Annotated in this window: 9 protein-coding genes and 1 pseudogene; 6 read left to right on the plus strand and 4 right to left on the minus strand. The window is 52.9% G+C overall.

Annotated elements, in window-relative coordinates; translation table 11 throughout:
• Positions 1-61 precede the first annotated feature (61 nt).
• Together ACEVG1_RS19420 and ACEVG1_RS19425 are read left to right on the plus strand one after the other, a co-directional pair.
• Positions 62-676 (plus strand): annotated as a pseudogene (locus ACEVG1_RS19420) (basic secretory protein-like protein); the annotation flags it as partial.
• Positions 665-2959, plus strand: coding sequence for a GH92 family glycosyl hydrolase (locus ACEVG1_RS19425; RefSeq protein WP_374745403.1), 2295 nt, complete (start codon positions 665-667; stop codon positions 2957-2959). The pseudogene ACEVG1_RS19420 and the gene ACEVG1_RS19425, both read left to right, overlap by 12 nt.
• Here the strand turns inward: ACEVG1_RS19425 and nhaA are convergent.
• The 4 genes from nhaA to sucC form a co-directional block, all read right to left on the minus strand.
• A complete protein-coding gene (gene nhaA / locus ACEVG1_RS19430) occupies positions 2956-4122 on the minus strand; it encodes a Na+/H+ antiporter NhaA (protein WP_374745394.1) in 1167 nt (388 codons plus the stop codon). The genes ACEVG1_RS19425 and nhaA overlap by 4 nt on opposite strands.
• A 41-nt stretch (positions 4123-4163) precedes the next feature.
• Positions 4164-4784, minus strand: a complete 621-nt coding sequence (locus ACEVG1_RS19435) for an L-threonylcarbamoyladenylate synthase (RefSeq protein WP_374745395.1) — start codon at positions 4782-4784, stop codon at positions 4164-4166.
• A 132-nt stretch (positions 4785-4916) separates the two neighbouring features.
• The gene (asnS, locus tag ACEVG1_RS19440) at positions 4917-6362 is read right to left on the minus strand and encodes an asparagine--tRNA ligase (protein ID WP_374745396.1); all 1446 of its coding nucleotides are present in this window, start codon (positions 6360-6362) and stop codon (positions 4917-4919) included.
• Between the two features lie 224 nt (positions 6363-6586).
• Positions 6587-7777 (minus strand): ADP-forming succinate--CoA ligase subunit beta, encoded by a 1191-nt coding sequence (gene sucC / locus ACEVG1_RS19445; protein WP_374745397.1) that lies wholly within the window; start codon positions 7775-7777, stop codon positions 6587-6589.
• 80 nt (positions 7778-7857) lie between these two features.
• Here sucC and ACEVG1_RS19450 point away from each other — a divergent pair, with 80 nt between their 5' ends.
• The 4 genes from ACEVG1_RS19450 to ACEVG1_RS19465 all read left to right on the plus strand — a co-directional run bounded on the left by ACEVG1_RS19450 (position 7858) and on the right by ACEVG1_RS19465 (position 11201).
• Entirely contained in the window at positions 7858-8526 is a 669-nt protein-coding gene (locus ACEVG1_RS19450) for an ABC transporter ATP-binding protein (protein ID WP_374745398.1), read from the plus strand.
• Positions 8527-8530: 4 nt separating this feature from the next.
• The gene (locus tag ACEVG1_RS19455; protein WP_374745399.1) at positions 8531-9019 is read left to right on the plus strand and encodes a hypothetical protein; all 489 of its coding nucleotides are present in this window, start codon (positions 8531-8533) and stop codon (positions 9017-9019) included.
• 80 nt (positions 9020-9099) lie between these two features.
• Positions 9100-9750: a hypothetical protein gene (locus ACEVG1_RS19460; protein WP_374745400.1), complete on the plus strand. Its 651-nt coding sequence runs from the start codon at positions 9100-9102 to the stop codon at positions 9748-9750.
• Positions 9747-11201, plus strand: coding sequence for a S41 family peptidase (locus ACEVG1_RS19465; RefSeq protein ID WP_374745401.1), 1455 nt, complete (start codon positions 9747-9749; stop codon positions 11199-11201). The genes ACEVG1_RS19460 and ACEVG1_RS19465 overlap by 4 nt, the downstream gene beginning before the upstream one ends.
• Positions 11202-11342: the final 141 nt, after the last annotated feature.

Here is an 11342-nt window from a genome sequence, read left to right on the forward strand (position 1 = left end):
GCGCCCTTTCATTGTTGGCTTGCTATCCCTGGTTTTCCAGCTTGGTTTGATTTCAGGCAATATGTCTACACGTACGATCCCAGTCGACCGGAGTGGTGGCCCCCTGGCTGATACCTTGATTCGAGATGGGTTTGAATTGGTGTTTATCCAACAGGACGCAAAGTTTGACACCAACATATCCAGAAAGCTGCAGGAAGTTTTTTTCAGCGTGTATCCGCCGTTGGTGGCAGCATTTAATCCCGAAGCGGTACATCGGGTAACGCTGACCATCGATACGGCTTATGACGGCGTGGCCTATGCGCACGATGGCCAGGTCGTGATCAGCCAAGCCTGGTTGGAAGAGAAGCCGGACGATGTGGATGTGGTGACCCACGAAGTGATGCATATCGTGCAGGCATATCCATCGCACAGCGGGCCGGGCTGGCTGGTGGAGGGGATAGCGGATTATGTGCGCCATAAATATGGGATAGATAACGCCAGCGCAGGGTGGTCTTTGCCCGACTTGCGAGACGACCATCATTATACAAACAGCTACCGGATTACCGCACGCTTCTTGGATTGGATTGAAACCGTACGGAAGCCCGGGTTCGTGAAGGTGCTCGACGGGGCTTTGCGCAACCGAACTTATACGGATGGTATCTGGAAAGCACAGACCGGACTGGACCTGGATGGGCTTTGGGCTGCGTATGCCGCGGCGACCAAAGATGCCCGTACACAGTCTGCCGACAGCTTGATTCGCTATGTGCGGCCACTCATCGGTACGGCCAAAATGGGGCACACGTTTCCCGGTGCTACGGTGCCCTTCGGTGCGGTGCAACTCAGCCCCGATACAGATACGATTCCCTATGCGGTGGATGGCAGATATAATCCCGATGTCTATACCTACTGCGCGGGGTACCAATACGACGATCCCACCATCGTCGGTTTCAGCCATACCCACTTCAGTGGAACCGGACACTCCGATTTGGGCGACTTCCTGATCATGCCGACGGCAGGTGCCTTGCAGCTCAACCCGGGTACGGCGGGGGATCCGCAGACCGGATTCCGGTCGGCATACAGCCATGACAATGAAACCGCCGGTGCAAATTATTACCGGGTAAAGTTGGATGATCACCAGATTACCGCGGAACTGACCACCGCCATGCGGACGGGTTTCCACCGGTATACTTTCCCGGCGGAAGAAGAGGCACACATCATCCTTGATTTGATGCATGGCATCTATGATTACGGCGACAAGACCGTATGGACCGTGGCCCGGGTGCTGAATGACAGTACGGTGGTGGGTTATCGCCAAACCAACGGGTGGGCCCGTACGCGAACCGTGTATTTTGCCATGTCTTTTTCCAAACCGTTCAAATCATACGGCAGCCGGAATTTCGAAGCCACCCCGGTATACCGCGGGTTTTGGCGTAAATTTGACCAGAACGACAATTTCCCGGATATCGCGGGCAAGAAGTTGCGCATGCATTTCGACTTTGACGTGGAAGCCGACGAGCAAATCCAGGTAAAGTTTTCGCTGTCGCCGGTAAGCATGACCAATGCGGTGGCCAATATGGAGGCCGAAATCCCGCATTGGGATTTCGACCGCGCCAAACGCGAGGGACAGGGATTGTGGGAAAAGGAGCTGCGGCGCATTGAGGCCACGTTACCCACGGAGGCCGATTACGTCAATTTCTATACGGCGATGTACCATGCGGCGCTGATGCCTACGGTATACATGGATGTAAACGGCCAGTATAAAGGCCTGGACTACGAGGTGCACACTGCCGATGGGTTTACCAATTACACCTCATTGTCGTTGTGGGATACGTTCCGGGCCTTCCATCCTTACCTCAACATCGTTAACCCGTCGCGCAATGCTGATATCGTGGCTTCCATGATGGCGCATTACGAACAAAGTGTATTGAACATGCTGCCCATCTGGTCCCATTATGCCAATGACAATTGGTGCATGAGTGGCTACCACAGTGTGTCTGTCGTTGCCGATGCTATCATCAAGGGCGTATATCAAGGCGATCCGGAGGCAGCGTTGGATGCGTGCGTAGCGACGGCAAACCAGCGCCGCTACGAGGGTATTGGCGAATACATCGATAAGGGGTATATCGCCGACGAAACCAACGGTACATCCGTTTCCAATACCTTGGAATATGCGTACGACGATTGGTGCATCGCCCAGCTGGCGAAGCACCTTGGACGGCACGACGTGTACGATACGTTCATCCGGCGGTCTGAAAATTGGCGTAACCTATACGATGCCTCCATCGGCTTCATGCGGCCGCGGCATGCCGATGGGACCTTCAGAAAGGCGTTTGACGTGCTTGAAACCCATGGGCAGGGATTCATCGAGGGCAATACGTGGAATTATAGCCTCTATGTACCCCACAATCCCGCAGGGCTGATGGAGGTGATGGGGGGCAAAGGCCGGCTCTCGCGCTACCTCGATTCGCTGTTTACCATGCACCTGCCCGACAAGTTCTTTGCCCATACGGAAGACATCACCCGCGAGGGTATCATCGGTAACTATGTGCACGGCAATGAGCCGGCGCACCACGTAGCTTACCTGTACAACATCACCGGCGAGGCATCGAAAACGCAGGAGCGGGTGCGCATGATACTCGAAAACCAATACCACAATGGTCCCGATGGACTGGGGGGCAATGATGATTGCGGGCAGATGAGTGCTTGGTATCTGTTCAGCAGCTTGGGCTTCTACCCGGTATCGCCGGGGTCGGACGTGTACTGGCTGGGCAGTCCGCTGGTAGAATCGGCCACCATCAACCTCGAAAACGGGAAAACATTCACTGTGGAAGCCATTAACCAAAGCGATAAAAATGTGTATGTGGAGCAGGTGACACTCAACGGGAAGCCCTTGGCAGGTTACCAGTTGACGCACAGTGATATTGTCAATGGAGGCCAGCTGGTGTTCACGATGGCCGATAAGCCCAATAAAAAGCGCTAGCCCTGCATATACTTACGTCCCAGGTTCCGAAGGATAACATAGCCGATGATACCCGAGATCGCCGACGCGATGAGAATGGCAAACTTTGCTTCGATTTGGTGATAGGCGTCGTCAAATGATAACAGGGCGATAAATATCGACATGGTAAACCCGATGCCGCCCATAAGACCCATGGCGAGTATCTGGAGCCATTTGGTGCCCCGGGGCAGTTCGCTCAACCTTAATTTGACCGAAATCCAAGAAAAGAACGTGATTCCAATGGGTTTGCCGATAAACAAGCCGGCGATGATGCCCATACCTAGTGGACTGGCAAGGCCGTCCATCATGCTGCTCTCAAACCGGATGTTGGTATTGGCCAGTGCGAACAGTGGCATGATGATGAAGTTTACCGGCGTGCTGATGGCATGTTCCACGGTTTGGATGGGGGAGTGGCCCGCCTTGCGGCCCTTGATGGGGAGGGCCATAGCCGTAAGTACCCCAGCGATGGTGGCATGGATGCCCGAATGGTGGATGAAATACCACATAAAAACGCCGGGGATGAGGTATAGCCAGATTGATTTGACGCCAAGGCGGTTCAGGAACATCATGACCGTGAATATACCGAGCGCATACAGTAGGTAGGTGCCGTGGAGCTCCGCGGTGTAGAAGATGGCGATGACCAGGATAGCGCCCAGGTCGTCTACGATAGCCAACGCCGTTAAGAACACCTTCAGGGCGATCGGTACCCGTTTGCCCAAGATGGATAAGATACCGATAGCGAAGGCAATGTCTGTTGCCATCGGGATACCCCAACCATGGGCGGTCTCCGTACCTGCATTCAATAGTGCGTAGATACCTGCCGGAACCAACATGCCCCCTAGGGCAGCGAATATAGGTAAGGATGCTTTCTTGGCCGACGAAAGTTGGCCGTGGGCCAGTTCTTGTTTGATTTCGATGCCCACCATCAGAAAGAAGATTGCCATCAACCCATCGTTGATCCAGAGGAGTACGGGGTATTTGAGCTGAACCTGCGGTGTTTCAAATCCGATTGGCTGTTCAAGGAGTGATTCAAACCCCGGCCCCCATGCAGAATTGGCAATGATGAGCGAGATGATCAAAAAGACCAGTAAGGCGATTCCGCTTGCTGAGTCGGCTTCAAAAAACTGCTTGATTTGTTTGCGCATCTTGGAGTAGTAGTTATCGTTTAAATATAATTTCCGTACCGTTACATAAAGAGGTTGATATCCCCTTTGCCTTCACGGATGATTTCGAAATCGCCCGAAGTAGTATCTACAACTGTTGAGGCAATGTTCCCGCCGTATCCGCCGTCGATGACGATATCGACCAGATCGCCGAACTTCTCGTGGATGAGCTCGGGGTCGGTAGAATATTCCACGATCTCGTCCTCGTCGTGGATAGATGCCGATACGATGGGATTGCCCAACTCATGTACGATTTCGCGGGCGATGAGGTTATCGGGTACCCGGATACCTACCGTTTTCTTCTTTGAGCTCAGCAGCTTGGGCACTTGTCCGCTGGCATTGAAGATGAACGTGAACGGACCCGGCAGTGCCTTTTTCAGTACCCTAAAGGTGGTGGTGTCAAAAGGCTTGGTATACTGGGCGATGCCGGTGAGGTCATAACAGATGAATGAGAGATTCGCTTTTTCGGGCTTTATGCCCCGCAGCTCACAAATGCGCTCGATGGCCTTGTGGTTGTTGATGTCGCAACCCAGGCCATACACCGTATCGGTAGGGTAGATAATCAGTCCACCACGCCGCAATACCGCCGCCACCTGCTGGATGGCTTTGGGATTGGGGTTCTCTTCGTAGATACGTAGTAACATCGTTAATTAGTTGAACGCGGGTTATTAAACGCGGATCTCGTCTGAGCCGAGACAGATGACACGGATTTCACAAATTTCGCGGATTAAAATCCGTGGAAATCCACCCAATCCGTGTTACCTGTCCATTAACCATTAAAACTCCGCATTGTTCGGCGTTCGCGGGAACGGGATGACGTCGCGTATGTTGGTCATCCCCGTTACGAACAGCACGAGCCGTTCGAAACCTACGCCGAATCCCGAATGCGGTGCCGTGCCGAATCGGCGGGTATCCAAGAACCAGTCCATTTCTTTTACTGGTATATCCATCTCTTCCATACGCTGCATTAATTTGTCCAAACGCTCTTCCCGTTGCGAACCGCCCACCATCTCGCCGATGCCCGGGAAGAGGATATCCATGGCCCGTACCGTACGGCGCCCTTCGGCGTCAGGCTCGTTCTGCCGCATGTAAAATGCTTTGATGTCTGCCGGGTAATCCGTGAGGATAACCGGTTTCTTAAAATGCTTTTCTACCAGGTACCGCTCGTGTTCGGACTGGAGGTCGGCGCCCCAGCCCTCGATGATATATTTGAATTGTTTCTTCTGATTGGGCTTACTGCGGTGGAGGATGTTGATTGCCTCTGTATAGGTAAGCCGCTCGAAGCTGTTTTCCAAACAGAAATTGAGCTTGGCTACGAGGTCCATTTCAGACCGTTCGTTTTGGGGCTTGTTTTTCTCTTCCTCAAGCAGACGGCCCCGTAGGAACTCGATCTCATCGGGGCAATGGTCAAGGGCGAAACGGATTACATATTTAAGCAGTTCCTCCGCCAGGTCCATGTTATCTTCCAGTTCATAGAACGCCATTTCGGGTTCGATCATCCAAAACTCGGCCAAGTGGCGGGTGGTATTGGAGTTTTCGGCCCGGAAGGTAGGACCGAAGGTGTAAATGTTTCCCAGTGCCATGGCGGCGAGTTCGCCTTCCAATTGGCCCGATACGGTAAGATTTGTGGGCTTTCCGAAGAAATCCTCCCGGTAATCCACTGACCCATCGGGGTTGCGAGGTGTATTGTCAAAATCGAGGGTCGTTACCTGAAACATTTCGCCGGCACCTTCGGCATCGGAACCGGTGATGATGGGCGTGTGCAGGTATACAAAGCCGCGCTCGTAAAAGAACTGGTGTATGGCGAAAGAGAGTGCGGTACGTACCTTGAAGATGGCATTGAACGTATTGGTGCGGAAACGCAGGTGGGCAATTTCGCGTAGAAATTCAAGGCTGTGCTTCTTGGGTTGCAAGGGGAATTTCTCGGGGTCGCTATCGCCTAGTATTTCGAGTGTTTCGACCTTGATTTCCACACGCTGCCCCTTGCCCAACGATTCTACCAACGGGCCGGTTACCGCCACGGCCGCACCGGTGGTGATTCGTTTGAGCAACGCCTCGTCTGTGTTTTGGAAGTCGACAACAGCTTGGATGTTGCCTAGGGTTGACCCGTCGTTGATGGCGATGAACTGGTTGTTGCGGAATGTCCGCACCCATCCTTTTACCGTTATCCGCTGCCCGTATTCGGTAGCGTTCAGTAGGTCTTTTATACGTGTATGTTTCATTTATTGCTCCTTGCTGTTTGCTCTTCGTTCTTTGCTCCTCGCTACGTAGGGCTATGCTATAGTGTCGGTTTCACGCAAAGGGCGCAAAGATTTTTCTTTGTGGCCTTTGCGAATAAGCGTAGCGCCTTTGCGCCCTTTGCGTGAACCCTCATCAAAAGCAAAAACCCCCATATCAACTGGAGGCTTTGCTAGAAAATCTAAAATCGTCAATCTTGATTTGTAAATCACGCCAGTACCTTGGTGACCAAATCGGCGGCTTCTTTCAGCAAAATCGCGGAATACACCTCCAATCCGGATTCGTCAATCAGCCGTTTTGCCTCTTCGGCATTGGTGCCCTGCAACCGTACGATGATAGGAACCGGAATATCTCCGATTTCCTTGTAAGCGTCAATAACACCCTGCGCCACACGGTCACAACGGACAATGCCACCGAATATATTAATCAGGATTGCCTTCACATTCGGGTCTTTCAAAATGATGTTAAAGCCAGCTTTGACCGTCTGGGCGTTGGCTGTACCACCCACATCGAGGAAATTGGCAGGCTCGCCGCCGGCTAGCTTAATGATATCCATGGTGGCCATTGCCAGTCCTGCGCCGTTTACCATACAGCCTACGTTACCATCGAGTTTTACATAATTGAGGTTTGACTCGCCAGCTTCCACTTCCGTAGGGTCCTCCTCGGTAATGTCGCGCATGGCAGCGTAGTCCGGATGACGGAACAAGCCGTTTTCGTCCAGATTTACCTTGGCATCCACGGCCAATATCTTGTCATCGGATGTTTTCAGTACGGGGTTTATTTCAAACATCGACGAGTCCGTGGCTTCGTATGCCTTATACAGCGCGGCCACAAACTTGGTCATGTCTTTGAGTGCCCCACCACTGAGCCCCAAGTTAAAGGCGATCTTGCGCGTCTGGAAGCCCTGTAGCCCTACCTTCGGATCGATTTCTTCTTTGAAAATAAGGTGGGGTGTTTTTTCGGCTACCTCTTCGATATCCATGCCCCCTTCGGTAGAGTACATGATGATGTTCCTGCCACGGCCGCGGTCCAATAGTACACTCATGTAAAACTCCTTCGTTTCACTCTCTCCGGGGTAGTACACATCCTGCGCCACCAATACCTTGTTTACCCGCTTGCCTTCCGGCCCGGTTTGTGGTGTAATCAGTTGCATGCCGATGATGTCGGTAGCGCGTTGTTTCACTTCATCAAGGTTTTTTGCAAGTTTGACTCCACCGCCTTTACCACGGCCACCGGCATGTATTTGGGCTTTTACCACCACCCAGTCCGAGTTGTAGTCTTCCTTCAACTTCTTGGCTGCTTCTACAGCTTGTTCGGGCGTTTCGGCCACGATACCTTCCTGTACTCGAACGCCGAAACTTTTCAGTATTTGCTTACCTTGATATTCGTGAATGTTCATTTGTGTGAAATTTGGCGTAAAAGTAGCGTTTTAATCGGGAACGGTCAAGCCAAACCGCTAAAAATCCCTACCTTCGCAGCATGCTGCAAGCAACGGGCATATTCAAGTCGTACGGCGCACTGCCTATCCTTAAGGGAGTAGATCTGCACGTGGCTAAGGGTGAGATCATTAGCCTCGTGGGCGCGTCCGGTGCCGGTAAAAGCACCCTGTTGCACATCATCGGCACGTTGGACAAGCCCGATCGCGGCACGGTGTCCCTGTATGGTACGGATATCGGGACCCTTACCGCCAAACAATTGAGTGCGTTCCGCAACGAGCACATCGGTTTTGTTTTCCAGTTCCACCACCTCCTGCCGGAATTTACGGCGTTGGAAAATGTGTGTATCCCTGCCTACATCAAGAAGGTGGCCCCCAGGGAGGCCGAACAGCGGGCATCCGAACTATTGGCGCTGCTGGGTGTTGCCCACCGGAAGGACCACAAGCCCGGCCAGCTGTCTGGCGGCGAGCAACAGCGGGTAGCCGTGGCTCGCGCACTCATGAACCGACCGGCAGTTGTGCTTGCCGACGAACCCTCCGGTAACCTCGACTCGGAAAATGCCGCTGCGTTGCACCAGCTGTTCGTAGACCTCCGTAATCAACTCAACCAAACGTTCGTGGTGGTTACCCACAATGAGGAATTGGCCGGGATTGCAGACCGGGTGGTGCATATCAAGGATGGGATAATCGAACCGAACCAGCAATCACAGTGATCGTATGGCAAGCAGGGTATTAATTACACAGGGTACGCGGCCATTCGCCCAGCGCGTGGGTAGGTTGTTGCAGGCATCCTATACGGTGCAATTCGGCTCGGCAGACGAGGTGCCCGCTGTGTTGCTGCATACCGGGAACTACTTCCAACTTCCGGCCATAAATGCACCGGCTTTTGAACACGAGTTGCTCCGTACCTGCATGGACAACGGTATCGATACGCTGATACCGCTGGGTGAGAAAGAGATTCGGTTGCTCGTGCGGACGCAAGAACTCTTTGCCGAATATGGCATTGCCATATGGATACCCGATGTTGCACTGTTCGGCGAACTGGATGTGATCAGCCACCCCGATCGCCGCTGTCCGCTGGTGGTGCTCAACCGGGGTATGGCCGTGGCCGGCGGGCAACAGCATGCCTATCCCGATACGCTATCGGGTGTATTTGCGGAGCTGGGCCCCACCGATGGATTGGCGTTGTGCTGTGTGGCCGATTGATTTGGCGAAATGTACTCCGTGGTTCCGCTGAAATGAAAACCGCGTTAAACCAATCCGATTATTTTTAATCAAACCGATATATGTTGACATATGCTGATATAGACGGTGGCAAAAAAGCACTGCTCTTTGAAGTGGACGATGTGCTGTTTCCGAAAAAGGACTATTTGCTACAGGTATATTACCTCTTTGCCCACCTGTTGGAATATACGGAAACCGTGCCGCCCGCGGCGGAGCTCACCGTTTTTTTGAAGACGGCCTACGAGCACCACGGCGAAGCAGGACTTTTTGACCGGGCAGCGGAAGCATTCGCCATCGATACCAAGTACCGGACACAGTTTGAACGTATACACCTCACCGCGCAGCTTCCTGCGAAGCTGCTGCTCTATCAAGCCATGCTTGACCTCATGCGCACAGCAGGCCGGCACGGGAAGCAGCTGTTGATTTTTACGGATGGTGACCCCACCCTGCAGTTGAATAAACTCCGTCATGTGGAATGGAACGGGCTGGACCGCTTGGTGAAAGTGTATTTCCAAGCAGAACTCCGGGCGAAGGGCCACGAGCCACTTGACTATTTATTGCAGGAAAACGGACTGCAAACGGGGGACGTGCTTTATATCCACGCTGGAGGAAGTCCGAACCTTGCAGCGGCCAATGGGGTGGATCGCCTCGCCGCCGGTCGTTTTTTTGAACCCCCCACTATTTCGTCCACCCCTCAAACCGATAACATATGAATAGGGCCCCATTAACGCGTTTTGCCATCATATTGCTCATTTTAGGCGTCGTTGCCGGTTGTAACCGGGAAACCATGGTGCCTGTGCTGGAGCGGCCTTCCCGGCCGGACACGGATGAAGATCTGCTGAAAGACTCCGTTTATCACTTCACCTATGGATTCTATTTATGGCAGGCCGACCTGCCCGATTGGTTTGGGGACCTCCGCGGCCATACACGGAAGTACAACTCGGCGGATGCAGTGCTGGAAACGCTGAAAGGATATGCCCGTGACGAGGAGGGCAATCCGTACGACCGATTCAGCTTTCTGGATAGATGGGGGACGGTAGATGCGGAAATACAACAGGGGTATGCGGGTAGCTTTGGGCTCGACGTGCGATACAACAATGACACCGACCTCTATGTGAAAAAAGTGGATGCTGGCTCGCCGGCCTACCAGCAGGGAATACGGCGCGGCTGGCGGGTCCTGCAGGTAAACGGAACCAGCGACCTGTCGCTGACGTCTATGGAACGGGATAACTTTGCTTTCCTCTTCGGTGCGTTGGATGCCGGCGAGATTAGCCTTGTGCTCCGGAAGCCCGACGGTAGTGACGTATCCGTGGCGATGCAACGCGGTAACTACCAGTTGCAGCCGATCCTGGCGCAAAGCGTATATAACGTCGCAAACAAGAAAATAGGGTATTTTGCCTTCGATCTATTCGTATCTACGCTCAACAGTCGTGGCAACGCAACGTACATGAAGAACCAACTTGACCAGTTGATGGCGCAATTCGAGGCGGAAGGCGTCGAGGAGTTAATCGTAGACCTTCGGTACAACGGGGGCGGGGCGGTGGTCACCGCAGAGTACCTCTCAAACCTTTTGGCACCTGCAACGGTAGGGGACGGTGTGATGTACACCAACAGGGTCAACAACGGGATTGACGATTTTTTGCGCGACTACGGGGTTCGGGTTGATTTCTCGGCCGTACATTTCAACAAGACCAATGGCCTCGACCTCAACCGGATCTATTTCCTGGTTACGGAAGGTACCGCATCGGCCAGTGAACTATTGATTAACAACCTTCGGCCGCATATGGATGTGAAACTCATCGGGGAGTATGCCACTTATGGGAAGCCGGTGGGTTTTTTCAATTGGAATATAATGGGGGTGGATTTGTACGCCGTTTCGTTCCAGACGTTCAATTCGGCCGGGTATGGCGACTACTTTTCGGGCCTGCCCGTTGATAAGGTCGTCTTGGACGACCTGACCCGGGACTTCGGTGATTCGCAGGAAGACATGATTGCGGAGGCGTTGTACTACGCCGGGAATGGTAGGTTTTCGCCTGACAACCAAGCGATCCAATCGAACAACCGCGCACGGCTCACTGCGATCCGACCAGAGAGGAGCAACGGGGCATTGGATCGGCATATACCCAAAGGGATGTACCTTTTCCGCGAAAGCAAAACGCCATAAGAATAACCTCCAGGGAAATCGCTTTTAAGATTTTGGGATTAGGAATAGTATCCGTATATTTATAGAAATGGTTAGGGTGAAAAAAAATGCCCTTTTCAAATCCGACTAATAAGCCATACCAAGTTTTTTCTCATTATTTTT

The organism is Parapedobacter sp. 2B3 (assembly GCF_041925275.1).
Classification (GTDB): domain Bacteria; phylum Bacteroidota; class Bacteroidia; order Sphingobacteriales; family Sphingobacteriaceae; genus Parapedobacter; species Parapedobacter pyrenivorans_A.